The organism is Snodgrassella gandavensis, assembly GCF_914768025.1.
GTDB lineage: Bacteria > Pseudomonadota > Gammaproteobacteria > Burkholderiales > Neisseriaceae > Snodgrassella > Snodgrassella gandavensis.
The window spans coordinates 227312-253711 of the sequence record NZ_CAJZCE010000003.1 but is presented as its reverse complement, the minus strand read 5'-3'; the positions used below and the strand labels follow the sequence as shown (position 1 = coordinate 253711).

Sequence of the window (26400 nt, the reverse complement as noted above, 5' to 3'; positions counted from 1 at the left end):
GCCGATGCCATATTTACGGCAAAGTTCTTTAACAGGAATACCGGCTTCAGCTTCTTTTAAAATAGATACGATCTGATGTTCAGTCATCTTTTTCATGTTTAAATCCTCTGTTGGTTAATGAAGAGAATTTTCTACTTCGAGGCTGTTCTATTTTAGGGGGTAGTTACAAAAGTGACACACCTGTACTTAATCGGCTAGAACCGCTATTGCCAGAGAATTCAAATGCTGGTTACAGGCATTTACATGCCCCGAATACCGATATGTATAGGTTGATTGGCCTGCTGAACGCATGAAATCCAATCTTATGCCATGCTGTTGCCTAAAATTTAATCAATTAAATTTAATTCATAAGTAACAATAATCTAAATTACTTATCCACAGTTTATATGCAATAACATCCCAGTAATGACAGGAATAATGTGTATTTATCCCTGCACATTACGCCTGTTAATAACCCGATTAGCGAAAGGACAGGGAAATACAGCATAAATCATCTCTCTTTGTGGATAAACTAAATCCTCAATACTCATTGATACACAACACCTACAGCGGGCAGCTTTTTATCCTATTAAAATTTATACTAAACCTGTTCTATTCACACATCACTCATAGATGATCATAAAACCATAAAGCCAGATGTATACAGTATAAGTAACACATCATTCAGAACCCTAATATTGCCCTTAATCATATCAATCAATATGCTAAATAATATTTAGAGTCAGTATTTATCAGCTATACGAGCCACATTTACAGGATTAGAATATTTATCCTAAGTACAATCTTATTAACACAGGAGATGCATATGAATAGTGGCTTAAAACTAGAACAAATCAAAGCTTATTTTCAACAGCATCAATTACCATCTTTTGACAGCTCATCAATAATCTATGGCATGATTGATGCCAAAGCGTGGCAATATGCACTATTTTCCGGATTGGCTGCGTTATGTATTAAGCATTTGCTTATCTATTTCAATGCAGAAAAAATGATTCTGATTGGTTTATCGCTAAGCGCAGACTTAACCGAGTCCATAACCGTAATCCCAATGACAAAAATTTCTGATTTAAGCTTTAAGAAAGGCATTATCAGAGGGGAAATAACATTTACATTTGAGCAAAAGAAATATCATATTAAAGTACCCAGCTTTATCATTGCCGCAAAATGGCACAAAAGTAATCTGAAAAATATCCTAGAGCGCTACATCAGCAGATATTCATGATAATGATATCTAACGTGGCCAGTTTCCTTAATAGCAATTATTCACAGTATGGATAATTCTAATTATAAAATGCATGCCATCAGTAAATAGTGACAATAATCAATTAACCAGCATGCAAAACTTGCCTGCTCACCGTGAAATCCACTTTCACAAGCGTACAATTACAGAAAATAAAAAACATACATGTAGCAACCATAAGGACAGTCTATAATGCTGCTTTTTACCGCATAGAGACAGAAAAATGCAGCATATCCACATCATCGGTATCGGCGGAACATTTATGGGAGGAATTGCCGCTATTGCCAAACAGGCCGGCTACCGCGTCACCGGTTGTGATGCCAGAATGTATCCGCCCATGAGTACCCAGCTAGCTGATTTGGGCATTGATGTGGTGGAAGGATTTGAGGCCGCACAGTTGGATAGCTATCCTGCCGATGTCTATATAATTGGCAATGTTGCCCGCCGCGGGATGCCTGTAGTTGAGGCCATTCTCAATCGTAATCTGCCGTATACTTCCGGGCCGCAATGGCTGGCTGAAAATATACTGCAACAACACTGGGTACTGGCCGTGGCCGGTACTCATGGCAAAACCACTACAGCAAGCATGCTGGCATGGGTACTGGAGGATGCTGGCTTGGCACCCGGATTTCTGATTGGTGGCGTGCCGCAGAATTTTGCCGTATCAGCCCGTCTGCCACAAATACCTCCAGCAGCACAATCCACAGGCACAACCGAATGTAGCCCGTTTTTTGTTATTGAGGCCGATGAATACGACACAGCCTTTTTTGATAAGCGCAGCAAATTTGTACATTATCGCCCTCGTACTGCAATTCTGAACAATCTGGAATATGACCATGCGGATATTTTTCCCAACCTCGCCGCAATCCAGACTCAGTTTCACCATCTGATTCGTACCATCCCGGGTGACGGCCTGATTGTCGTCAATGAAGAGTCTGCTGCACTGGCCGAGGTTTTACAACAGGGCTGCTGGTCTGAGGTAGAAAATTTTGGTTCCAGCAAAGACTGGCAGGTAGGTGAAATTTCTGACACAGGTGGCTTTGATGTATTGTATCAGCACCAAAAAGTAGGCCATATCGAGTGGCAACTGTTGGGGCAGCACAACCGCATGAATGCACTGGCCGTCATTGCGGCTGCCCGCCATGCTGGTGTTTCCGTACAGCAGTCATGTGCCGCACTGGCTCGCTTTGAAAATGTTAAACGGCGCATGGAAATCAAGGGTACCGTCAATAACATTACCGTTTATGATGATTTCGCTCATCATCCTACCGCCATTGCCACCACCATTGCCGGTTTGCGCCAGAAAGTGGCTGATGCACGTATTCTGGCCGTACTCGAGCCACGTTCCAATACCATGAAACTGGGTACCATGAAAGCTGCTCTGCCAGCCAGTCTGGCACAAGCCGATAAAGTATATTGTTATGCAGGAGGTGTTGACTGGGATGTCGCTGCTGCCCTGAGTCCGTTACAGGATAAAGTAGCGGTTTTTCAGGATATGCAGTCACTGATTGCTGCCATTACTGGCGAGGCGCAACAGGGCGATCATATACTAGTGATGAGTAATGGCAGCTTCGGTGGTATCCATCAACAACTACGGACACAGCTAGAACACCAAGCAGCAAATTAATTGCAGTTTACCTGAATTCTGGTGCTGATAATATCCAGATGCTGATTCAGACTCTCCACAAGCCTGATTGATCTATTATTTCAATCAATCAGGCGTTTATCCCAATATTACACATTCAGTTTAAAACCCTACCAGTATGCCCGTGAGCACAAAAAAACAATTAAATCGATGTAAATAATGTTGCCACAGCAGAAGAGTAGTACCCTGTTTCAGGAAGCTTCATATACCATTGCCTTTGCCAATTCGGTATGGTTCATTTTTCCATATATATTAAGCCAGCCCTGCGCTGCTTCACGCTGGTCACAGCTTTTGGCTATTTGTATCTGGGCTGAGTTCATCTCAGTATAGGTTAATTGTGCCAGATGATGACAAGCCAATGCCTGAGCAATCGAAATTGGGGCTCCTGTCGCTCGGGCTGGTGCAGAATGAAAATTTCCCAGCAGTAATAGTAAAATCATCAACCCTGATATCTTCAATAATTTCATAATCCACTCTGAATTTAGATAAATCTAATTAATTATTTAATTTTTACTATAATAATTAGAAAAAAATAAATATTCAAGAGGTAAATTTATTAAACATTTAATTACTATTCATTTTTTTAAAAATGAAGTATAATAAAATAAATTTACTGACGATATTTCTAATAAATTGCTGGAGTTTGTGTATGCAAACATTCAAAGACCGTCTAGCATCACTATGGCCGGGTGAGCGTCAATCCAAAATTGCCACAGACATTGATATGACTATGGCTGGATTCAGCCGTATCTGGCATGAAGGCGGTTTGCCCAAGGCGGAAACCCTAAAGCGTATCAAAGAATTAAAAGGATGCAGTATCGACTGGCTGCTAACCGGAGAAGGAGAGCCTTTTCCTGAACAGTCTGCTCAGGCCGCACATGATACGCTGGGCAATCCGGTTAACGCCGATGATTTTGTTTATGTACCGCGGTATGCGATTGAAGCTGCGGCCGGACATGGTAGTCTGGTTACCAATGAGACGCCTATGTTCACCATGGCGTTTCGCAAAGACTGGATTAATTCAATGATTAGCCCGGAAATTAGCGGCTTGTCCGTTATTTCAGTTAAAGGCGATTCAATGGAAGGTGTGCTCAATGACGGGGATACCATTCTCGTACAGCAAATGAATTACATCCGTCGTGATGGTTTGTATGTACTACGTATCAACGACAATTTACTGGTAAAACGTCTACAGCTAATGCCGGGTAATGTAGTCAATGTGATTTCTGCCAACGATGCCTACCCGAGTTTTGAAATTCGGCTGGATAGCGAAAGCGATGATGTGCAGATTATCGGCAAGGTTCTGTGGTTTGGCCGATACCTGTGATGCCGATAATTCTCTGCTCTGGCCTGAGAAAGCTACCAGATAAAGAAATATACCAATCCTGCATATTAGCTTAGAGGCTGGCACTTTGCATTGCATACGCCTGCTGCAAGCCTGATTTTCCTGAACAAATAAAAAAACCGCCCGAATCTTAAAAATTTCAGGCGGTTTTTTATTTATATCTACAAAACTTCAGCTTGTCGCTTTAGCCCTTATAGGCACTGCCATCAGCCAGTAACCATTCCGGTTCGGCACCTTTTTCAATTACATCCTGATTAACCACAACTTTTTTCACATCAGCTAAATCAGGCAAGGCATACATGGTATTGAGCAAGGCTTTTTCCACAATTGAGCGCAAGCCACGCGCTCCGGTTTTACGTGCCATAGCCAGCTTGGCAATAGCGCGCAATGCCGAAGGCTGCACCTGTAGTTCCACACCTTCCATCGCAAACAGCGCCTGAAATTGCTTGATTAATGCATTTTTAGGTTCAGTAAGAATATTAATCAAAGCATCTTCATCCAGCTCCGTCAGCGTGGCAATTACTGGCAGACGGCCAATCAGCTCAGGAATCAAACCGAATTTAATCAGGTCTTCCGGTTCCACCGTTTGAAACAGCTCGCTTATATTAGTATTTTCATCTTTACTGTGTACCGCCGCACCAAAACCAATACCACCTTTTTCCGTACGCTGGCGGATAACTTTTTCCAGACCGGCAAAGGCGCCACCACAGATAAATAGAATATTAGTCGTGTCTACATTAATAAATTCCTGATTAGGATGTTTACGGCCACCCTGAGGCGGTACAGAAGCAACCGTACCTTCTACGAGTTTCAGCAAAGCCTGTTGTACACCTTCACCCGAAACATCGCGTGTAATCGAAGGATTATCGCTCTTGCGCGAAATCTTATCGATTTCATCAATATACACAATGCCTCTTTGCGCTTTCTGTACATCAAAATCGCATTTGCCCAGTAATTTAGTGATAATCTGTTCCACATCCTCACCTACATAACCTGCTTCAGTGAGGGTAGTGGCATCAGCCATTACAAACGGCACATCCAGTTTGCGTGCCAGTGTCTGAGCCAGCAGCGTTTTGCCCGAACCGGTAGGGCCAATCAGCAAGATATTAGATTTGGACAGCTCTACCTGACCTTCTTCCTTGCCCAGACGCAAGCGCTTGTAATGATTGTATACCGCTACAGCTAGCGATTTTTTTGCCGTTTCTTGTCCAATCACATATTGATCAAGATTGGCAACAATTTCTGCCGGTGTAGGCAATTTATCCTGACTGGTACCAGCATCTGAGCCGGCAGAAGCAGTAGCTGCCGACGTGGCTTTTTCTTCAGAAGAACTACCCGGATTATGTAGCATGTCATTGCATGTATCCACGCATTCATTACAGATTAATGCGTTTTCACCTTCAATCAAATTTTTAACATCGTTTTCAGGTTTCCCGCAAAACGAACAATAACGAATTTCTTTACTCATAAACAGGATTTCATCAAGAAAATAGAGCTTATATAGAGAGAGCCTGACCGGATACAGAGTTAATCACCATAGCCGAAATCAGCCAAAAAATAAGTATATAGTGTTATTAGCCCGATATCAAACTGAATGCTATTGTAGTTTTAACCATTGTCGCAATCCGTGTAGCAATGAAAATCTGGTTAAAATATCGTTTATAAACAGCTTTTATCTATCTAAATAGCTAATCAAAGTACCGGCTGTAATTAAAATTGCCTTATAATTGGATTTAGAAACAGATTTTTATATTAATATTTGGACGCTGAAAACTTCTATTAATCACAGGCAACAGAAATATCTGTTCCTCTCTCACGTTCAGTATGAGCATCTTATTTGAGAATTAAATTACCCTGAGTTAGGGTCAAAAAGGAAGTTATCATGTCACGTTTATCTTGTCTGCGTCGCTGGCAGTGGGTAAGCCTGTTAAGTAGTGCCCTGTTTTTTGCAGTGCCCACCGTTGCCGGGGATCTGGATGTTCTTGGCAAATTTATCGAACAAAAGCAGATGGGTGGTGAGACCGATACCCTCAGCTCATTTATCACCAATCATCCAGATGCCAATCTGGAAGCCCGTGCCCAGATTGCCGGCCCTTTATTAAGCTCGCAATCTGCATTGATTATGAATAACCAGACCGGCGAAATCCTGTACCAGAAAAACATCAATCAGGTACGTTCTATTGCATCCATTTCCAAGCTGGTTTCAGCAATGGTAGTGCTGGATGCCAACCAGAATATGAATGAACTCATTACCATCACCGATGCGGAAATTGACCGGCTGAAAAAATCAACCAGCCGCCTGTCGGTTGGCACCGTAATGACACGGCGTGAACTGTTGCATATCGGCTTAATGAGTAGTGAAAACCGGGCAATCCATGCATTAGCACGTACGTATCCGGGTGGTATGCCGGCATTTGTAGAAGCCATGAATCGCAAGGTGGCCGAGCTGGGTATGACCAATGCACGCTTTTACGAGCCAACCGGGCTGGATCCGCGCAATCAGGCCACAGCGCGTGATCTGGCTTTACTGGTACGCGGCGCCAGCCAGTATCCGCTTATCCGACAGTTCTCAACCGATAATTCTGGGGCGGTATATACCAGCAATGGCCGCATAGAGCAGTACCACAATTCCAATGCACTGATACGCGAAGGCGCATGGCCAATTGCCCTGCAAAAAACCGGTTATATCCGCGAAGCAGGCCGCTCCATGGTTTTGCTGACCAGCGTACAGAATCAGCCGGTAACCATTGTCCTACTGAATTCCCCCAGCTCCACCACCCGGGTTAGTGATGCCCGCGCGCTGCGCTCATGGGCCATGCAGCAGTCTCTGTAGGCACAGGCCTGTAATGAACCACCCCGTTAGCGTTAACGGGGTTTTTATTATCTGGCTGATTGAGCCTGCTATTTACTTTGAAATATACCGGAACGTGCTAACATTAGCACTTGAAAGACAAATACAGTCTGGAACAAATAACAGGGAAGGATGCTGATATGGCAATATTGATTACAGGCGCTTCTGCCGGTTTTGGTGCAGAAATGTGTCGGGTACTGGTTCATGCCGGCTATAAAGTTATCGGCGCAGCACGGCGGCTGGATAAGCTGCACCATTTACAGGCCGAGCTGGGCACAGCCTTTTTACCGTTACAAATGGATGTGGCCGATAAAAGCAGCGTCGATAGCGCATTGGCTTCCCTGCAAGGCACCTGGGCTGATATTGATTTACTGGTGAATAATGCCGGGCTGGCGCTGGGCATGGAGCCAGCTCAGGAAGCAAACTATGCCGACTGGGAAACCATGATTCATACCAATATCCTTGGCTTAACCTATGTAACCCGGCAGATACTGCCGCGCATGATAGCCAAAAATGCCGGTTATATCATCAATCTGGGCTCCACTGCCGGCGCATGGCCGTATAAAGGCGGCAATGTATATGGCGCAACCAAAGCCTTTGTACGCCAGTTTAGCCTGAATTTGCGTACCGATCTGGCCGGCACTCGTATTCGCGTTACCAATATTGCTCCCGGCCTGTGTGGTGATACCGAATTTTCCAATGTGCGCTTTCGCGGCGACGACAAGCAAGCCGCAGCCGTGTATGAAAATATCAGCTATCTGCAACCGGCAGATATCGCCAACACCGTGTTATGGCTCTATCAAACCCCTGCCCATATGAATGTCAACAACATCGAAATCATGCCAGTATCACAAACCTTTGCCGGCCTGAGCGTTACCCGTGATCTGGCATAAGGCTGGCAGGCATGAGTAGCAATACAGCATGGCAATCCAAAGCCGAAGATAAAGCACGTATCATGGCACAGTGCGCAGAGCAGGGCGTTACCGTTACCCAGCTACGTGCTCAGGTACTGGATATTGTATTAAACATGGACGGCGTAATTAAAGCCTATCAAGTACTGGCACATATGCAACAGCACAGCAGCAACACCGTTGCCCCGCCCACCGCCTATCGGGCACTGGATTTCTGGGCAGAGCAGGGCGTATTACATAAAATACCGGCGGTTAACGGCTATATTCTTTGCCGTCACGTTCAGCATGAATGTGACAGCCATTGTCAGCAAGACAATATACATCACAGCGATTTTGTACTGGTGTGCAACCAGTGTGGTGCCGTAGATGAACAAAGCCTGAGCTCCGAATGGGCAGCATTGCGCCAGCGCGCGGCCGATAACGGCTTTATGCTCAATGATGAACATATCGTACTTACCGGTATCTGCCAGCAATGCCAGGAATGCCAGCAGCGCCAGTCGTAAAATATTTGATTAGTATAAAGAATGATTCTGGATATCAGCTTTTTCAATTAAGCACAATATCCAGAATTTTTTTAGCAACTGGTATTTGGTACCAATAATCTATTTTATTGAGTTGACCATTATTGTAATTGCCACATAGAAAATTTTTTTATTAACTGAAAGAGGGTTTAAATATGAAAAAATAACGGAGCATTAAATCATATCTATTTTTAAGGAAACAGATGCCGATATTCCAGTTAAGAAGCGTTTCCGATAATATGGTATAAACGATTCAGCTTTATTAAGTGGCGAAATAAATACTGTAATATGTAATTATCCGATATTCAATTCCTAAAGGAACAGAAAGCGAAAACCGTAAGCTTATCGGATACACAATATTAAAAACACGCTGTGTAATTTTCTACAAAGTTGTGTACTAAGTATGGGCTAGTTACAGATTAACTTATGTCAGTTTAAACAGATTATTTTTCTTCTTTCGTGTATTATTAACTCATATAACTGAAATAATTTAAAAAAACATTAGTACTAGTATGGAAAAATTAAAAAATTTAAGAAAATTATATAATTATAAGCAAAAAGATTTAGCTGCTATGCTAGGTGTAAAACCAAAAGATATAAGTGATTGGGAGTTGAATAAATCTCAACCAGAATTGAAAATATTAAGAGATATTGCTGTAATTTTTGGTACAAGTGTTTATGATCTTTTAAATAATGACGTAGTTACTATAACATCATGGAAGCCGTGGAATACTGACGAAAGGATTGATTCTTTTTGGGGGCATATAGGTATTCTTTTATACAACTCAAATGTTATTAAATGGTATCCAATCACTTCTGCAACAGCTAATAGAGTTGAACGTGTCTTACATAATGACCAACCAGATGCACAAAATAAAATACTTGCTGTGGACACTTTAAATAACCGATTACTTTTTATAAATAAAAGCATAATAAAAAAAATTTCACTCCTTGATGATTCTTCAGATATGCCAAAAGATTGGGAGCTGCCTTGGGATGGATATCAAGGATTAGGAGCGGAAGAGTATTATAATCTTATAGAAGAATATTTCTTTAATTATGAGCACTTTTGTGAGAATACCTCGGAGAAGTTACAAAGTACTATTGATGAATTAATCAAAGAAAAGAGGATTACAGAAAATAATGTTCTTGAGCTTATTTATCACGTCTATATTTATTTTCATGACAATACAACAGAAACTATTGATATAGGAGATGCTTCTGCGTTGTTTAATAGTCTTATGGATATTGAATATGAAATGAATAGATTCATTCGTTTTGTTGATCTTAATGGTGAAATACATTTTATTCCTATAGAAAATATTGGATTAATTGATACACCTCTTTATTCGTATAAAACAGGATCTCATGAATTAAGTAATAATGAATAGGTAAATTATATGTATAGAAAACACGAAGAAAATGATATTTATATTGGGGAAGTGGTCGAATTTATTCAACAAATAGTCGCCATAAAAAATGACCACAAGCAACATATATTTTATCGTGGTCACTCAAGTGAACAATATCGTTTAGTACCTTCATTGTTTAGAAAAAATAGTGAAGGTCAGTCTATATACAGCATGCAAGAACATATCTTATATCGAGAGCTTTACATGTCTGAATATAAAGAATTTATCAATGATAAGTATACTTTAGATAAATTGGTTAGAATGCAGCATTATTCAATGCCAACTCGTTTACTTGATCTAACAACTAATCCTCTTATTGCTCTTTATTTTGCTTGCAGATCCAGTACGCATATGGACGAGGGTGTTGGAGAAGTAATTATATTTTTTATAAATGATAAATATGTCAAATATTATGATTCAGATACTGCAAGCTGTATTGCAAATTTAGCTAGATTATCTCATCATGAGAAAGAGACAATCGATTTTAACAAAGAACGTGAGCGCTTTAACCAACAACCTAGCATAAAAAAACTTCTTCATTTTATTAGAGAAGAAAAGCCATTTTTTGAACCGAAAATCAATAAAAGTGATTTAGAAGATATTATTTGTATTAAAGGAATTAAAAATAATGTCAGAATATCTTCTCAATCAGGTGTATTTCTTTTATTTGGTTTAAATGCTACTTTAGATGAAATTGGAAATAATTACATTCAGGTTAAAAGAATAAAAATTAACAATCGAAAAAAGATATTAGATGAACTTGATTTACTCAATATTAATGAGAGTACAGTTTTTCCTGGTATTGAAAGTTCCGCTAGATATATTTCTTATAAAAATAAAGTTAAATAGATTTTAATTTAAAATATTAAACTATTAATATTTTTTAATGCAGTCTCCATCGCCGCATTATTATACGAATAGTCTTTTTTGCTGAGGGAACGTTGAATGTTAAATGCGTTGAAGCACTCATCTGAAAACTTATTATCAAACTCCTTTTATCTATTGGAATGAAATAAATTTAATGATGATAGCGGTTGCTTAATTTAGCTTAATACCGATATTACTGAATCTGCTGTTTTATGTTAACTGACACTATAACTGTTTCTTTGTCAATTAGATAAATTTATTAATACATATAAATAATTCTTGCGACGAATGATTCGGAGTTCTGCTGTAATTATTTATATAGCTGAATCATCAGCTAATCAGGGTATATTATTTAAAAATAGTGGTCTGGTTTGTATTACTGTCTATTCCTCTCTTATACTGTTGTAGCTGCTAAGTATTAACCTCTGTTTAATTTCATGATCATTCTAGTAATAGCCTTATATTAAAGTCAAAATAAATTTATTAATTAATATTAATATATTATTAGAAATCGGAATAACATTTCTACAATAAATGCTTTACCATCACAGCAACTACCTGCATCATCACAATAAATATTGATTTATTTGCGTATCAATCCAGTTAAGGCTATAAATAATCCTACTGCTACAGTTATGGCATCAGTTTTTGAGTATTTAAGGAGCAATACATGAACAATATCAATGTTGGCATTGTACAAATGGTTTCGGGTACTGACATTGCCGAAAATATCCAGTCTATGCAGCGATTAGTGCGGCAGGCTGCCGCAGCAGGGGCTGAATGGGTGGTATTACCTGAATACTGGCCAATTATGGGTAAAGACGATACCGATAAAGTAGCTGTAGCAGAGACATTCGGCGATGGGGCACTGCAAACTGCCTTAAAAACACTGGCGGCTGAATTGGGTATTGTATTGTTTGGTGGCACCATACCCTTACAAAGTACCGATAAAACCAAGGTGCTTAATACCATGCTGGTGTATGGGCGTGCCGGTGAGCTGCTTGGTTTCTATCACAAAATGCACTTGTTTGGTTACAGCGGTGCCAATGAATATTATGCCGAAGCCGATACCATATTGCGCGGCATGGATATACCCGAGCTGAAAGTTGATCATATCGCTGTGGCGCAGGGTATTTGTTACGATTTGCGTTTTCCTGAATTCTTCCGTGCCCAGCTCCCATTTGATGTACTGGTTTTACCGGCAGCCTTTACCTATACCACCGGTAAGGCACACTGGCATACATTATTAACTGCCAGAGCAATTGAAAATCAGTGTTATGTACTGGCTTCAGCACAAGGCGGGCAGCACCAGAATGGCCGCCGTACCTATGGCCACAGCCTGATTATTAATCCGTGGGGTGAAGTAATCGCCTCATTACCGGAGGGCGAGGGCGTTATTTGTGCTGAGCTGGATGCGGATTTCCTGCAATCGGTACGTACCAAATTACCGGCACTACAACATCGTTTACTGTAATCATTAATTATCAACTGCCTTAACAGATGTTGAATTAATTGAATACACCAGCCGGATAATTTGGACATAGTGTCTAAATTATCCGGTTGGTAGTCGGAAAGACAGCACATAAGCAATCATTTCTTGTCCAAAAAAGCGATTCATGGCATGATTGCCAATTAATTTTACATTGTTGAGTTAAATGTTGAGTTTTCTATTGAATCTTGAGTTAGGATGTAAGGGGCAGTTATGAGTGGCGGAACAAAGAAAAAATCGCATTCACAATGGAGCTCGCGGATGGGTTTTATGCTCGCCGCCGCAGGCTCAGCAGTAGGTTTGGGCAATATCTGGAAATTTCCCTATATGGCCGGCCAGATGGGTGGTTCTGCCTTTGTGCTTACTTATTTGATTTGCATGTTTGTGATTGGTTTGCCGATTCTGGTAGCTGAATGGCTGATTGGCCGGCGGGGACAGAAAAATCCGATTCACACCATGGAAGATGTGGCCGCTGCTGAAGGGCAGTCCAAATCATGGCGCTGGGTAGGCATTATCGGTGTGCTTGGTTCATTCCTGATTTTATCTTTTTACAGCGTGATTGGTGGCTGGGCCACTGACTATATTTTCCTTGCCGCCAATGGTACTTTCAAAGGGCTGCATGGCGATGGCACCAGCCAGGTTTTTGAGCAGTTTCTTGGCAGTGTAAACCATTTGCTTACTTGGCATACTGTGTTTATGTTGGCTACTGGCTTGATTGTAGCCATGGGTGTAGGTGCTGGCTTGGAGCGCTCATGCAAAATCATGATGCCGGGGCTGGGTGTTTTGCTGATTGGGCTGGTGGTTTATGCCGGCGTTGTCAGTGGCCCATCATTTGGCAAGGCATTTGCGTTCCTGTTTACCCCAGACTGGTCTGCCATTACCGGTAAAGCAGTATTGGCGGCATTGGGACATGCATTTTTCAGTCTGTCTCTGGGTATGGGCATTATGATGGCTTATGGCTCCTATCTGGGCAAAGATGTTAATCTGATTTCTACTGCCCGTACCGTTGTGATTCTGGACGTAATCGTGGCCGTTTTATCCGGTATGGCTATTTTTCCATTGGTATTTGCCAACGGCCTGCAACCGGCGGAAGGCCCCGGCCTGATTTTTGTTACCTTGCCGATTGCTTTTGGTAATATGGCTGGTGGTACCATCATCGGTGTACTGTTCTTTATCTTCCTTACCTTTGCTGCACTTACTTCCTCTATTTCATTACTGGAACCAACAGTAGAACTGCTGGAAGAGAAAACCCATTTAGGCCGTAAATCAGCTACATTAGTCAGCAGCGTGGTTATCTGGGCATTGGGTATTGCCTGTCTGTTGTCCTTTAATGCGTGGCAGGATGTCACCATATTTGGAAAAAATATTTTTGATTTTCTGGATTACGTCACCAGTAAACTCATGCTGCCGTTAACTGGTCTGGGTACCATTATTTTTGCGGGCTGGCTGATGAAGCAGGAAACCATTCGACAGGAACTGAATTTAAGCCCGGCAATATTTGCTGGCTGGAAATTTTTATGCCAGATTGTTATTCCTGTAGCGGTAATTGCTATCCTGATATACGGATTTATGTAATTCTGCTATAGTTAATATTAAAATCAGGTTTTATGCCATTTACCCCTCAGGCTCGCGGAAGAAACGCGAGCCTGAGGGGTAAATGGCTTGGTTTATGTTAAAAAAATCAACCTTTTGTCATATTGTGAAAACAATCTACGTTGATAAAATAATACTCAATGGCCGAAGTATATCAGCTACATCAAACCACATTTGCAGGCAGATAAATGATATTGCAACAAATAAGATAGAAAATTTCGTAAACAAAGAAAATCCAGTTCAGATGGTTATCACATACCGTGTTTACTCAGGCATGTGCGCATTTAAAATGCTAATAATTTAGATATTTGTTGTTAATAAAGTTTTATAAGCACAAGCAGGAATGGGTAAGACAAACATAAACATCATTCCAAATCCAATACTGGCGGCAATCCAGATATTAATCCAGAACTAGCGAGATAAATTCATGCGTATCCAAGTGATGATAAGCAATAAATAATCATGGTTTTGTACAATAAGTGGTTTTTGCTAGTTAATCCATAGATAAGCTAATATTCTAAGCAACAATCGATTAATATTCTCAATAATGCAACTTGCTCACTAACCGCCAAAAAATTTCTATATAGTTTTCAGTATTTTCAGCAGATAGGCCTGATACTCTCTGGCCAGACATAAATAGCTGACATAGATGGCTTTCAGCCACAGATAAACGGCAGCCATACCCATAATAAAAATTATCCAAGTCAGCCCGGCCGACTTGGATTTACGCTGATATCTGATAAATTAATCTACTTCATCCAACACATCACATACTCACCCCCGCTTTACGTGCAACGGCCAGCCCTTCTTCCACACTCATATATTGCGGCGGCTGAATACAATCACGCAAAACAATTTCTCCCTGACTAAACATCACCAGCTCATTAATGGCCAGTTGCTGCCATTGCTCATTACAGGTAAGGGGCAGGGTGGCAATTACCGCCACACGATCGTGCGGCGTGGTTACAGCGGAAAAATCAATGGCCACATCTTCATCTGCCAGAACGGCCTTACCAAAAGGTGCCTGCCGGATAATATAAAAGAGCAGGGTACTGGCATGGGCTATTAACCAGTCGCCATTGGAAAGCATATAATTAAACAGCCCGTATTGGCGCAGTTCAGCCGTGATTTCTGCTACTGTACGGAATAAAACCTCGCGTGCGGGCTTGTGGCGAAAACGCTGGCGTAGCTGCTCAAGCAGATAGCAAAACGCCTGCTCGGAATCAGTAGTACCTACCGGATTAAAATATTCTCCTCCGGCCGGCGCGAAGCGGCACAGATTACCATTATGGGCAAATACCCAGTATTCTCCCCATAATTCGCGTACAAACGGATGCGTATTTACCAGATGAGCCTGCCCCTGCGTAGCCTTGCGAATATGCGCAATCACATTTTCCGACTTAATTCTATACTGCTGCACCAGATCAGCCACCGGTGAGCTGGCACAGGGCTTGTCATCCTGAAGCAGGCGTACCCCATGGCCTTCAAAAAAAGCAATACCAAAACCATCAGCATGATGATCTGTTAAACCACCACGCAAACGAAAACCTTCAAAAGAAAACACAATATCAGTGGGCGTATTGCAATCCATGCCTAACAACTGGCACATGTGTTATTTCTCCATAAATAAATTAATAATTTAATATTTGCTGTTTCATCAAGTAAAGATTATACATCCTGATTATGGTAATCGATAACTGATGCCTATATTTGTCCATAAAAAAAGCCTGTAACTGTTGTTACAGGCATAAATTCAATTTAACAGAACAGAAACTTGCTTTATACAGCCGAAATACACAAATAATTATTAGCAGTACCTAGAATGTTATCCTGTGGCGGTGATATTGCCATGCCGCTATTAGCCAATTCTGAATTCATAGCGGCCATTGCCTGCTTGAGTAATATTACATCAGCGTAATTGAAACCAGAATTGAGAATTTTATTGGCATGGTTATCCTGCGCTGCATTTTCTACAGGAATTCTGGCAAGGTCTGCGCCATAATCACCCGAATTATCATGCAGACTATTGTCAGCAGAATTGAACAGGTTATTACTAATAGCCGAATCTTTTTCAAACTGCGGAATAAGGGGCATTTCACCAGGTTTTCGCTTTGTAATCAGGCTTAATAACGTTTGTCCATGCTTACCATCTTCGGTAAATATAATATTGCCTAAATCAGAATTTTTGCCCCGGTTTTTCAAATTATAGCCGGGCAGATAAATAATATCGCCTTTAACCCCGTTTTTAATCACTATTCCGTCTTTATAAGCACTGAAAGTAAGCGATTTTATCTGATCAACCTTAATATAAGACAATCCATTATGGTCTTCAATTGTGGTGATGCCGTCGCCGTTTTTAATTACATACATATCATCACCCATACCGCCATTCAGATAGTCATTGCCTTTACCGCCATTAAGCAAATCATTACCGGCTCCGCCATATAAGTTATCATCGCCTAGGCCTCCATACAGCTGATCATTGCCATCATCTCCCTGTATATTATCATTGCCGCTGCCACCACTGATAAAATCGTTTCCGTCTCCCCCGAAGATAACGTCATTACCACTGGTTTTTGCATTATCGCTATTTACAGGCTCTTCACTGTCGCCATAAATAATGTCATTACCATCACCACCATAAATCACATCATCACCGTCACTGCCAATCAGCAGGTCATTACCAATACCCCCGTCAATGTAATCATTACCATAACCTCCATTAATATAATCGTCTCCTCCTTCACCATATAAAACATCATTTCCAGAAAAACTTTCTAATTCTTGCAAAACATCTCCATATATTCTGTCATTGCCTTCTCCGCCGTATATAACATCATCGCCGGTGAATTTAGAATTTTCCGTTGTAATTAAAATAGGATCACTAGAACCGTCCGAACCAACTCCCCAACCAATAATGTTATTGAAGTCTCCGATAATTATATCGTCGCCATTTCCACCATAAAGGTAATCAAAACCACCGCCGCCGAATATAATATCATCCCCTTCGCCGCCATCAACTTCATCAGCACCATATCCGGCATCAATAATGTCATTGCCATTTCCGCCAAACAGATGGTCATTCCCCTTTATTGAACTGTCAGTATTGATAAAATCTTTATATTCATCGCCCCATATCCTATCATTGCCATCTCCCCCGAAAATCCAGTCGTCTCCACCACCGCCTATTAATCTATCATTACCGGCGCCGCCATCAATATAGTCTGCACCCTGAATTTCTTTGTTATTCTCATCATCCCCGTAGATAAGGTCATTGCCTTCATCGCCATAAAGCTCATCATTACCGTGGCCGCCATAAATTTCGTCATGATCAGCGCCGCCATGAATCACATCATCTCCGTAGCCACCATATAGCAGATCATTACCAGCATCACCCCATATATGATCATTGCATGATAATTGAGAAAAATCTCTATTCCTATCGTTAGAATCGCCATATATAACGTCATCGTCATTGCCGCCATGCAGAAAATCATCGCCGCCACCACCTACAATCACGTCTTTGCCGGCGCCGCCATAAATGGTGTCACTGCCATGATATTGGCTATCGAGCATTTCTATTGATGATTTTCCACCATCATCGCCATACAGCCGGTCATCGCCATTGCCGCCAATAATCACATCATTGCCGCCGCCACCAATGATTTCATCATCACCATCGCCGCCATCGATATGGTCGTCTCCATGCGCCTTGCCAGCAAGATAATTTAAACAGCCTTGCAAGAGAATGCCATCGCCATATAAAATATCTTTGCCCTTACCGCCGACAATATAATCATTGCCACCCATACCAAAAATAACATCATCTCCTTCTTGCGTACTGCCCGGTGCCACTGAATCACCTTCGATATAGTCATTCAGGTTACCGCCGACAATATAGTCATTGCCATCATCACCATATAAAAAATCCCCCCTATATGGTATATCGCCCGAAGCAGAGATGCGCTCATTAAAACAGTCGCTAATGCCGAAGACCATCAGAGAATTATTTTCAATATATACTCCCCAGTTTGAGCCTTCATGAAGCAGTTTTCTACCAGAAGCAGGCATCTTCCAGCGCTCATTCGGCTTATCTCGTTTAGATATCGTTAAATGATTATTGGCAAAAATATAATCATTTCCGGCACCACCCCTGATGGTATCAGAGCCACCACCACCTGCGAGCAGATCAGAGTCGTCGCCACCCAGAATCAAATCATCACCGGCCATGCCATCAATAGCATCGCTGCCATCCAGCCCCAAAATCTCATCATCCTTGGCTGTGCCGAAAATAACGTCTTCAAAGCCTTTTTCTTGTTTACCATCGATAATACTGCCGTCGGCATTGCGCTTATCCCAAGCATGGTGATAATGGCCTTTAAGGTGCTCTAGCTCTTTCTCAAAATGGCCTTCTACATGAATGATTTTCGTGCGCCAGTCGCCCAGAATTTTATTTTTTTCCTTAGGCGTGCGCATAGTGGGTAAATCAATGCCGAGTTTATTCCCTTGGCGCCAATTCCATCTCTCAATAGTCAGAATATCTTTCTTTTTTGTCAGGGATTGAATACATAAATCACCAGTTTTATTCAGCCACACCTGCCATTTATTATCCTCTGATTGCCATACATTCTGGTCTTTCTCTATCCATTGATATGATGAAAAAATATTATTATCCAGATAGATATAGCCATTACCATCACTATCGATAATGCGATCCTGCCCATCACCGGTATTGAAATAATAAGTGTCTATTCCCTCACCGCCAGACAATAAGTCATTGCCGCTACCGCCAATCAGCGTATCATTTCCGGCACCGCCATATAAATAGTCATCGCCGGCGCCACCATCGATAACATCATCGCCGCGGCCACCCATAATCACATCGCCTAAACTACTGCCAGAATGGGTACCTGTGGCATTATCAGAAAGCATCAATACCACATGGCCGGCTTGAGTTATTGCACCATTACTCACCCAGCTCAGGCCGGTATTCGCGTCACGAAAACGAATCACATCATCTTTACCAAAACCATATTTCGCCCGGATAGACTCAACCAGCACTTTCTGTTGCTGCAGATTCATTGTTAGCCGCTGATTAATATCAATCTCGGGAACCGGAATAGGTGCCAGCCCTTGGAGTAGAGTATTTATATAATCACTGTATGCCTTTGCTTTAGCGTATTTCATCTCCTGAATAACCCAGCAGCGGATTTTAATCCAGTCTTCACCCACATCAGCCACGCTTTTTTGCTGTGGCGTAAAATCCGGATTCAATACCACCACTGGATTTAACCGCGTCAGCGCATGCAAATACTGCGATACCTTATCAGTTTCTCCCTTAGCGGTTAAATCCTGCAAAAGATTCACCACACTATCCGGCGTAGCGTCAATATATTCCAGCTCATATTTGAATTCATACTCATCTGTTGCACCCGCTACCGGCCTGCGGTGCCCAGCTTGTGGTTCAAAAACAAACTCTAGTCCCTTATCCAGAAAATTAGTCTCATCAATAGAAGACAGCAGCGCGTTGGAACTATTGGCCAGATTTTCATTTAATACCGCAGCGATAATCCATTTAGTCATAATCACGCCGCCCACCAATTGCCAGTTATTGGCCAGCCGCTTCTGCGCGGTCGCAGACGTATTCTGATTGGCAAAATACTTACCAGTAAGCTTGTTTTCTGGCGTAGCATAATTCTTATACCAAGTATGGGCTGAACCATGAATAAGTATATTATCGGCAACCATTTCCTTGGTAAAAGCAGTGAAAGCAGCCACCATATCTGTATCTTTGCACCACTGCTGCGCCTGCTGCTGCTCAGCACTGGAAATCGCTACTTTTTTATAGCCAAGCTTATCAGCTAACTTCTCCACATCTGTGTCTGATGAAATTATACTGCCAGGTATTTTAAATGAATAGGCAGCATCCTTGATAATCTTGTATTGTGACACAGGCTCACCGTTGGACTTATTAACGTAAATGTAGCCTTTCTGCGCATCCCGCATTACTCCGTATAACATCAGGCTTACCCATGGGCCTGTAATCTTGGTTCCCTGAGTAGCCCGCATATGCTGCCACATATTTTCCACAACCTGCTCACCGTCAATTTCCTGACCATTGCTGCCGGTAGCCGAAGCATGGTTCTGGATAATCGACATCGGTGTATACAGCGTCCAGTAGCCGATATCCAGCTTATTGTCTTTAAACACTTTTACATGAAATTCTAACATTTCATAATAGGTAATATCTTTACCGCCTTTGCCGTTTTCCAGTTTTTTTTGCAGCATGGCCAGATAGCCCAGCGCCATATCGCGCCGTACACTGTCAACCCGCGCTTGGGTGAGCTTTTGCTGATGGTCTTTGGCTACCGCCTGCATAAACTGCAAGGCGCCATTGCCGGTAAGGGTATCAGCCGTGGCCACCCCCAATGCCCATTGAGCATAGTCATAGCCCTTTTGCGCCAGCGCCTGATACACTTCCCCTATGGCCGACAGCTTGCCGGTTTTGATTTGCTCGCTCCAAGCTTTTAATTGCTCTTTAGTTAATACCTGTGGTTGAGACATATTCTTACCTCTTTCATCAGTTGTTAACAATATAGACATAATTAGCAGGAATTTTTACATCTTTCCTGCCTGCTTCTTAATTAATGCGCCTTTATCCGTAACCACCCAGCTATCCAGTATGCCGGCTATATTTTTTTCGGTTTGCTGCCAGAGTTTCAAATAGTGGCGGTTATAAGTTATGCTTATCAATATGGGTAAATTATCAATATAAAATCGATGGTTGCATTGCTGAACTTCGCCAATAAAATCACACAGAATATAGGTTTTAATCTCGCCTTGCGCATTTTTGGACATCAAAATATCCGGCCCAGCGATATTATCCTGCCACGGCTGATTGGTGCTGGGATCAATCCCATTATTGGCTTTGAAAAAAGTTAGGCCATGTACTTTTTGTGGTTGTTCAAAATAGTCAAAGTGCCAGACTTTCTTGGTGGCTTGTAATTCGTCAGCTAGTGCTTTATTAAAATTAAGTGGCTGGTGTGGATCAACAATGTTGTAAACAATGGTATAGCCCCATGGAAATGGCTTACCTACAGGAATCAGAGTTTTATTATCACGCAGATAATCCTCATCTGTCTGCTCTCTTCTGGTTTTAACCGCGCCATCTGTCAGCCGGTACTGAAAATCAAAACCTTCAATAGGCAATTGGTAAGTAATCGGCGGGCGCTGATACTTTTGTGCTTGTTTGCTGGTATCGAAATCACCCGGGTCGCCGATATAGTGTACCCAGGTAAACACCACACCGCCGGGGATACTTACCGGCTTGCCGCCCAGATTACCAATAGAATCATAACGGCCAAATCTATCCTGATGGCGTACTATAGGCGCCGGCTGCTGTTGCGGCGCCGCTTTATCGCCGGTTTGCTTATCATTATCACAACCGGCCAGCAGTAGCAGGCAGCTTAAACAAATAAGCTTAAAATACAGTTTAAATATGCTCTTCATACTGATTTATCCTCTATAGCTAATATAGAAATTAGCACAGTTTTAATCTAAAGGAAATAATCGGTTATACAAAATTTAATCTATGTAATGAAAAGATAAGCTGAAAGCAATAATTATTTTTGACGATAAATGCACGCTGGTGGGGATAAGTAGAATTTAATGGCGAAAAAATACAGTCTGGTACAAATAAATGGCAACATTTAGCCCGAGCCATTGCTGCTAGTTTTTTATTAAAAGCTGTAGCTTAGACATCTACTTACCTCTTTCATCAGTGGTTAACAATATAGATATAAGTAGCAGGAATTTTTACACCTTCCCTGCCTGCTTCTTAATTAATGCGCCTTTATCCGTAACCACCCAGCTATCCAGTATGCCGGCTATATTTTTTTCGGTTTGCCGCCATTTTTCTAAATAAATCCGGTCATAGCTTATATGTACCACCACTGGCATACTGTCGATATAGAATTCGTGGGTGCAAGATTGAATTTCGCCTGTAAAATCACATTGAATATAGGTTTTAATCTCACCTTGCGGATTTTTGGAAATAAAAATATCCGGTCCGGCGATATTATCCTGCCACGGCTGATTGGTACGGGGATCAATCCCATTATTGGCTTTGAAAAAAGTTAAGCCATATACTTTTTGTGGTTGTTCAATATAGTCAAAGTGCCAGACTTCTTTTTTAGCTTCCTGAGTGTCAGTAAACGCTTTATTAAAATTAAGTGGCTGGTGTGGATCAACAATATTGTAAACAATAATATGACCCCACGGAAATGGCTTTCCCTGTGGAATCAAAGTTCTGTTATCACGCAAATAATCCTCTTCCGTTTGCTCTCTATAGCTCATCACCGCGCCATCTGTCAGCCGGTACTGAAAACCAAAGCTATCAATAGGCAATTGATAAGTAATCGGCGGGCGCTGATACTTTTGCGCTTGTTTGCTGGTATCGAAATCGCCCGGGTCGCCGATATAGTGTACCCAGGTAAACACCACACCGCCGGGGATACTTACCGGCTTGCCGCCCAGATTACCAATAGAATCATAACGGCCAAATCTGTCCTGATGGGGTACTATAGGCGCCGGCTGCTGTTGCGCCGCTTTATCGCCGGTCTGCTTATCATCATCACAACCAGCCAGCAGTAGCAGGCAGCTTAAACAGCTAAGCTTAAAATACAGTTTAAATTTGCTCTTCATACTGATTTGTCCTCTATAGCTAATATAGAAATTAGCACAGTTTTAATCTAAAGGAAATAAATAGTTATACAAAATTTAATCTATGTAATGAAGCAATAAGCTGAAAGCAATAATTATTTTTTATTATAAATGCACGCTGGTGGGGATAAGTAGAATTTAATGGCGAAAAAATACATTCTGGTACAAATAAATGGCAACATCTATTGCTAGTTTTTGCTGTTTGTTTTTGGATGCGAAGCTGTGAAGCTGACATTTTTATTTTGCTGATATATGTCTGGTGTCAGATAAACGAATATATAGATAAAAATATTATTAACAGGTATGTGCAATAAGTCGATGTGGTTTTGAATAGATTTAAAATTTTTGATTGTCTGATATTGATTGTTTCCATACTGCCGTATTTTTCTAGCTGTTTATCAAGGTTTTAAGTATCTATTTTTATATTTAGGTCAGAATCATTGGTAATTAGCTTAATTTCTGCCTGTTTGATGCGATTTTGCTATTGAGCTGGTTATTTTTAGTTTGATGCTCAAGAAATTACGCAATATTTGTAATCCTTTTTCAGCGTGTGGCTACTATTATTTTAATAAAGTCTGTGTAAGTGAAGTATGCTTGGCATGTTGTTGGTATATTGAGGAAATTCTGAGTTGTATGAGAAAAATTTTGGTTTATATTTTATATGCTATATTTGTGCTAATGTTTTAGTTTTTGGTATGCGTATATATTTTTTATAAAATGTGTTTAGTATCGATATATTTATAGATTTGTTGAATAATTTAATAAAAAGCAGATTTATCAATAAATTCTATAAATAATTATAATTTCTTTTGTATTTTTTATGTTATATATAGAAGTATTATAAATATAAAAGATGAGGTGTGTGATAATGGAATTACAAAAATTTTTAAGTCATTATGTGGATAAAGCTTTTGAAATTAGTGGCTTGTTTTTATATCCAGTTTTATTACGTCTGCATTGAAAGCTGATCTGTCTAAAAATAGAACTAGTGATTATATCTTTAACTGGGAAGGCATGCTGTCTTTCGATGGGAATACTGCGCCTTATTTATAATATGTTTATACACGTATTCAAAGTTCGCTTAATAAAAGCGGACAGTCTATTGAGCCTGATGTTGATCATGTTATCAGGGCAATAGAGTAGGATGAGATAAATCTGTTATGCTTATTGTTGCAGTTTGAGGATGTGATGATTTCTGTGGCGAAAGAATGTATGCCTCATTATCTTGCTAATTATTTATTTCAATTAGCCTCTTCTTTCTCTAAATTTTATGAAAAATATCTGATTTTAAAAGAAAAGGATGAAATCAGAAATAGTTGTTTACAGATGGCCAGATTAACAGGGAAAACCTTAAAACAGGGAATGCACCTTTTGGGGTTAGATGTATTAGATAAAATGTAAGAAATAAAAAAGCCTGTAAATTCAGGCTTTTTTATTTCTATATTTAAATTTCTATTTCTGTTGTCCATTTCACAACCTGTAATGGTATTTCTGTTCTGATATTACAGACGCCTGGTAACAATGCTAAGGTATTGACTTGAAAACTTCTATACTCTTCTAAATCTTTACACAAAACCCGCAGTAAAAAATCATTTTCTCCTGCCATTACATAACATTCTTGGATTTGTGACAGTAATTTTACTTCATAAATAAATCTTTCGATGGCAGCAGAGTTTGTGTTGGCAATATCTATCTTTATTCTGACGTATACTATTAGTTGTTTGTTAATGGTTTTTTTATCGAGTAGTGCTACGTATTGTTTTATAAATCCGGCATCTTCTAATATTTTTATGCGTCGCAAACAAGGGGATGGAGATAATCCTACTTTTTTGGCAAGCTCATTATTTTGAATATTACCTTCTCGCTGAAGTATTCGAAGTATTCTTTTATCAATGTTATCCAATTTCATTATATATGCCTCATTGTTAGTACAGCAATTGCATAGAAAATTATGTATCTTGTTCAAATAATTTATATTTTATTGGTATCATATTGCTTAATTCCTTATGAGGATGCTTGGTGCTATATATCGTTAATTTTTTATGCTTTTTGCATTTTAAAGGTTAGCAAAAAGATATACATTATGTACTCCTGATTAATCTATTTGGTTAAATCACTTAATATAGCTACGTTAGTTTAGGGTTGTCAGTTTATTTGCTCCTGTACTTTTAATTTCTGAAAACTAGCTGTTTTATCATTTCTGTAATGTATAAATACCTCTTTCGTATTGGCAGCAAAAGCTTTTGACAGGTATGTCAGCTTTGGCTTTTTCTGATATTGATACTGTTTGATGTTCTGCTGGTTTTGTCATGCTTCATGCTTCCCTTTTTGCTTAATGATAGAGAATTTTGAAGAATTTTGCAGAACTTTTTTCAGCTTGATTTACATTTAAAATCTGATTCTATTAATCATGGATTGTTTGAAACAAAATTTCAAAACATATTAAAAATAGATAATTAAAAAAATTTAATTTCAATACAAAAAAGTCATAATAGTTCTGAATTCAGTATCTTAATGTTAAATAATGTATTGAGGAGTTTTGATAATGTCAGGAAATTTCGGTGTTAATTCAGAGTGCGGTAAATTACGCAGTGTCATGGTGTGTCGCCCTAATTTAGCCCATAACAGATTGACCCCAACTAATTGCCATGATCTTTTGTTTGATGATGTGATTTGGGTTGAAAAAGCTCAACGTGATCATGATAACTTTGTGAAAATAATGAAAGATCGTGGTGTTCATGTCATTGATGCCAATATTGCGTTAAGTGAAGTATTACAAAATAAAGAACATAGAAACTGGATTCTTGATCGTCTTTTTATTCCTCAAAACATTGGGGCTCATATGCTAAGTGATGTGCGTGCCTGGTTAAATGAGCTTGCTGCTGAAGATTTATCTGCGTTTTTATTCGGTGGTATTACAAAATCAGATTTACCTTTTAAGACAAGTAGTGATTTGATGTTTAATTATATGAGCGATGATGATTTTTTAATTGCTCCTACGCCAAATGCTCTTTTCCAACGTGATCCAAGTTGCTGGATCTATGGTGGTGTCAGTTTAAATCCGATGTATTGGCCTGCACGTCGTCCAGAAACATTAATCATGCGCGCAATCTATAAATTTAATCCTTATTTTGCAGGTAAGGCCAAAATCTGGTGGGGCGATACTGATGAAAATTCAGGAACATTATCGGTAGAGGGGGGAGATGTTATGCCGATAGGAAACGGCATTGTTTTGCTTGGTATGGGCGAACGCACTAACCCGCAAATGGTATCTCAATTAGCTAAAAGTATTTGTGGTCAAGAGGATGGAGCAACTAGGGTAATTGCATGTCAAATGCCTAAATCGCGTGCCGCCATGCATCTGGATACCGTATTTTCGATGTTAGATTATGATTTATTTTCAGTTTTTCCGGAAGTTGTCGATCAGATTAAATGCTACAGCTTATATAGAAGGAGTGCTGAAGAAGAAATCACTATTGAAGAACATAAGGGGCAACATTTTGTTGATGTTGTTGCCGAAGCAATGGGCAAGGTAACAGGTTCGCAAGTTACCCGTATTCAAACTGGCGGGAATAGTTTCCAAGCTCAAAGAGAACAATGGGACGATGCTAATAATGTAATTATGCTGGATAGACGGGTTTGTATTGCTTATGACCGTGATATTTATACAAATAAGATAATGCGTGATCACGGTGTAGAGGTATTAGAAGTGGATGCAGGTGAATTGGGACGCGGGCGTGGCGGCGGCCATTGTATGACTTGTCCAATTATCCGTGACGCAATCATTTAAATTTAAATAAAGGAA

The 26400-nt window shown here is 40.4% G+C and carries 20 protein-coding genes; 12 read left to right on the top strand and 8 right to left on the bottom strand.

Features of this window, described 5'->3' with window-relative positions; genetic code table 11:
• Positions 1-96, bottom strand: a 96-nt coding sequence (locus MJ764_RS11510) for a transposase (RefSeq protein WP_338053820.1), incomplete at its 3' end; no start/stop codon positions are given.
• 709 nt (positions 97-805) lie between these two features.
• Here MJ764_RS11510 and MJ764_RS04240 point away from each other — a divergent pair.
• Positions 806-1222 (top strand): PH domain-containing protein, encoded by a 417-nt coding sequence (locus MJ764_RS04240; RefSeq protein ID WP_239324913.1) that lies wholly within the window; start codon positions 806-808, stop codon positions 1220-1222.
• A gap of 241 nt (positions 1223-1463) precedes the next feature.
• On the top strand, positions 1464-2867 hold the full coding sequence (mpl, locus tag MJ764_RS04235; protein ID WP_239324911.1) for a UDP-N-acetylmuramate:L-alanyl-gamma-D-glutamyl-meso-diaminopimelate ligase: 1404 nt from the start codon (positions 1464-1466) through the stop codon (positions 2865-2867).
• A gap of 209 nt (positions 2868-3076) precedes the next feature.
• Here the strand turns inward: mpl and MJ764_RS04230 are convergent, their stop codons facing one another.
• Positions 3077-3325, bottom strand: a complete 249-nt coding sequence (locus tag MJ764_RS04230) for a hypothetical protein (RefSeq protein ID WP_239324909.1) — start codon at positions 3323-3325, stop codon at positions 3077-3079.
• 209 nt (positions 3326-3534) lie between these two features.
• On the opposite strand from MJ764_RS04230, the gene MJ764_RS04225 reads away from it, so the two are divergent.
• Positions 3535-4212, top strand: a complete 678-nt coding sequence (locus MJ764_RS04225; RefSeq protein WP_239324907.1) for a S24 family peptidase — start codon at positions 3535-3537, stop codon at positions 4210-4212.
• A gap of 202 nt (positions 4213-4414) precedes the next feature.
• On the opposite strand, the gene clpX is transcribed toward MJ764_RS04225, so the two are convergent.
• Positions 4415-5698 (bottom strand): ATP-dependent Clp protease ATP-binding subunit ClpX, encoded by a 1284-nt coding sequence (gene clpX / locus MJ764_RS04220; RefSeq protein WP_239324905.1) that lies wholly within the window; start codon positions 5696-5698, stop codon positions 4415-4417.
• Positions 5699-6112: 414 nt separating this feature from the next.
• On the opposite strand from clpX, the gene MJ764_RS04215 reads away from it, so the two are divergent.
• From MJ764_RS04215 to MJ764_RS04185, 7 genes are all read left to right on the top strand, one after another.
• A complete protein-coding gene (locus MJ764_RS04215) occupies positions 6113-7063 on the top strand; it encodes a serine hydrolase (protein ID WP_239324903.1) in 951 nt (316 codons plus the stop codon).
• Positions 7064-7221: 158 nt separating this feature from the next.
• Positions 7222-7974 (top strand): SDR family oxidoreductase, encoded by a 753-nt coding sequence (locus MJ764_RS04210; protein ID WP_239324901.1) that lies wholly within the window; start codon positions 7222-7224, stop codon positions 7972-7974.
• A gap of 11 nt (positions 7975-7985) precedes the next feature.
• Entirely contained in the window at positions 7986-8495 is a 510-nt protein-coding gene (locus tag MJ764_RS04205) for a Fur family transcriptional regulator (RefSeq protein ID WP_420853921.1), read from the top strand.
• A 530-nt stretch (positions 8496-9025) separates the two neighbouring features.
• A complete protein-coding gene (locus MJ764_RS04200; protein ID WP_239324899.1) occupies positions 9026-9904 on the top strand; it encodes a helix-turn-helix transcriptional regulator in 879 nt (292 codons plus the stop codon).
• Between the two features lie 9 nt (positions 9905-9913).
• Positions 9914-10774 (top strand): FRG domain-containing protein, encoded by an 861-nt coding sequence (locus MJ764_RS04195; protein ID WP_239324897.1) that lies wholly within the window; start codon positions 9914-9916, stop codon positions 10772-10774.
• Between the two features lie 688 nt (positions 10775-11462).
• Positions 11463-12266 carry a carbon-nitrogen hydrolase family protein gene (locus MJ764_RS04190; protein WP_239324895.1) on the top strand — a complete coding sequence of 268 codons (804 nt, stop codon included), beginning with the start codon at positions 11463-11465 and terminating at the stop codon, positions 12264-12266.
• A 228-nt stretch (positions 12267-12494) separates the two neighbouring features.
• Positions 12495-13856: a sodium-dependent transporter gene (locus tag MJ764_RS04185; protein ID WP_239324894.1), complete on the top strand. Its 1362-nt coding sequence runs from the start codon at positions 12495-12497 to the stop codon at positions 13854-13856.
• Between the two features lie 784 nt (positions 13857-14640).
• On the opposite strand, the gene MJ764_RS04180 is transcribed toward MJ764_RS04185, so the two are convergent.
• The 4 genes from MJ764_RS04180 to MJ764_RS04160 form a co-directional block, all read right to left on the bottom strand.
• Positions 14641-15483: a class II glutamine amidotransferase gene (locus MJ764_RS04180; RefSeq protein WP_239324892.1), complete on the bottom strand. Its 843-nt coding sequence runs from the start codon at positions 15481-15483 to the stop codon at positions 14641-14643.
• Positions 15484-15653: 170 nt separating this feature from the next.
• Entirely contained in the window at positions 15654-20438 is a 4785-nt protein-coding gene (locus tag MJ764_RS11430) for a calcium-binding protein (RefSeq protein ID WP_275415241.1), read from the bottom strand.
• Between the two features lie 54 nt (positions 20439-20492).
• A complete protein-coding gene (locus MJ764_RS04165) occupies positions 20493-21383 on the bottom strand; it encodes a hypothetical protein (RefSeq protein WP_239324890.1) in 891 nt (296 codons plus the stop codon).
• Positions 21384-21689: 306 nt separating this feature from the next.
• The gene (locus tag MJ764_RS04160) at positions 21690-22577 is read right to left on the bottom strand and encodes a hypothetical protein (protein WP_239324888.1); all 888 of its coding nucleotides are present in this window, start codon (positions 22575-22577) and stop codon (positions 21690-21692) included.
• Positions 22578-23744: 1167 nt separating this feature from the next.
• On the opposite strand from MJ764_RS04160, the gene MJ764_RS04155 reads away from it, so the two are divergent.
• Entirely contained in the window at positions 23745-23996 is a 252-nt protein-coding gene (locus MJ764_RS04155; RefSeq protein ID WP_338053819.1) for a DALR anticodon-binding domain-containing protein, read from the top strand.
• 43 nt (positions 23997-24039) lie between these two features.
• Here MJ764_RS04155 and MJ764_RS04150 read toward each other — a convergent pair whose 3' ends face one another.
• Positions 24040-24504: an Lrp/AsnC family transcriptional regulator gene (locus tag MJ764_RS04150; protein ID WP_239324884.1), complete on the bottom strand. Its 465-nt coding sequence runs from the start codon at positions 24502-24504 to the stop codon at positions 24040-24042.
• A 636-nt stretch (positions 24505-25140) separates the two neighbouring features.
• Here MJ764_RS04150 and MJ764_RS04145 point away from each other — a divergent pair.
• Positions 25141-26385, top strand: coding sequence for an arginine deiminase (locus tag MJ764_RS04145; protein WP_239324882.1), 1245 nt, complete (start codon positions 25141-25143; stop codon positions 26383-26385).
• Positions 26386-26400 lie beyond the last annotated feature (15 nt).

Coding starts and splice junctions, on each gene's coding strand:
- MJ764_RS04230 (WP_239324909.1), bottom strand. CDS start 3,325: ATGATTTTACTATTACTGCTGGGAAATTTTCATTCTGCACCAGCCCGA.
- MJ764_RS04150 (WP_239324884.1), bottom strand. CDS start 24,504: ATGAAATTGGATAACATTGATAAAAGAATACTTCGAATACTTCAGCGA.
- MJ764_RS04180 (WP_239324892.1), bottom strand. CDS start 15,483: ATGTGCCAGTTGTTAGGCATGGATTGCAATACGCCCACTGATATTGTG.
- MJ764_RS04205 (WP_420853921.1), top strand. CDS start 7,986: ATGAGTAGCAATACAGCATGGCAATCCAAAGCCGAAGATAAAGCACGT.
- MJ764_RS04160 (WP_239324888.1), bottom strand. CDS start 22,577: ATGAAGAGCAAATTTAAACTGTATTTTAAGCTTAGCTGTTTAAGCTGC.
- MJ764_RS04165 (WP_239324890.1), bottom strand. CDS start 21,383: ATGAAGAGCATATTTAAACTGTATTTTAAGCTTATTTGTTTAAGCTGC.
- MJ764_RS04145 (WP_239324882.1), top strand. CDS start 25,141: ATGTCAGGAAATTTCGGTGTTAATTCAGAGTGCGGTAAATTACGCAGT.
- MJ764_RS04195 (WP_239324897.1), top strand. CDS start 9,914: ATGTATAGAAAACACGAAGAAAATGATATTTATATTGGGGAAGTGGTC.
- MJ764_RS04210 (WP_239324901.1), top strand. CDS start 7,222: ATGGCAATATTGATTACAGGCGCTTCTGCCGGTTTTGGTGCAGAAATG.
- MJ764_RS04200 (WP_239324899.1), top strand. CDS start 9,026: ATGGAAAAATTAAAAAATTTAAGAAAATTATATAATTATAAGCAAAAA.
- MJ764_RS04185 (WP_239324894.1), top strand. CDS start 12,495: ATGAGTGGCGGAACAAAGAAAAAATCGCATTCACAATGGAGCTCGCGG.
- MJ764_RS04190 (WP_239324895.1), top strand. CDS start 11,463: ATGAACAATATCAATGTTGGCATTGTACAAATGGTTTCGGGTACTGAC.
- mpl (WP_239324911.1), top strand. CDS start 1,464: ATGCAGCATATCCACATCATCGGTATCGGCGGAACATTTATGGGAGGA.
- MJ764_RS04240 (WP_239324913.1), top strand. CDS start 806: ATGAATAGTGGCTTAAAACTAGAACAAATCAAAGCTTATTTTCAACAG.
- clpX (WP_239324905.1), bottom strand. CDS start 5,698: ATGAGTAAAGAAATTCGTTATTGTTCGTTTTGCGGGAAACCTGAAAAC.
- MJ764_RS04225 (WP_239324907.1), top strand. CDS start 3,535: ATGCAAACATTCAAAGACCGTCTAGCATCACTATGGCCGGGTGAGCGT.
- MJ764_RS11430 (WP_275415241.1), bottom strand. CDS start 20,438: ATGTCTCAACCACAGGTATTAACTAAAGAGCAATTAAAAGCTTGGAGC.
- MJ764_RS04215 (WP_239324903.1), top strand. CDS start 6,113: ATGTCACGTTTATCTTGTCTGCGTCGCTGGCAGTGGGTAAGCCTGTTA.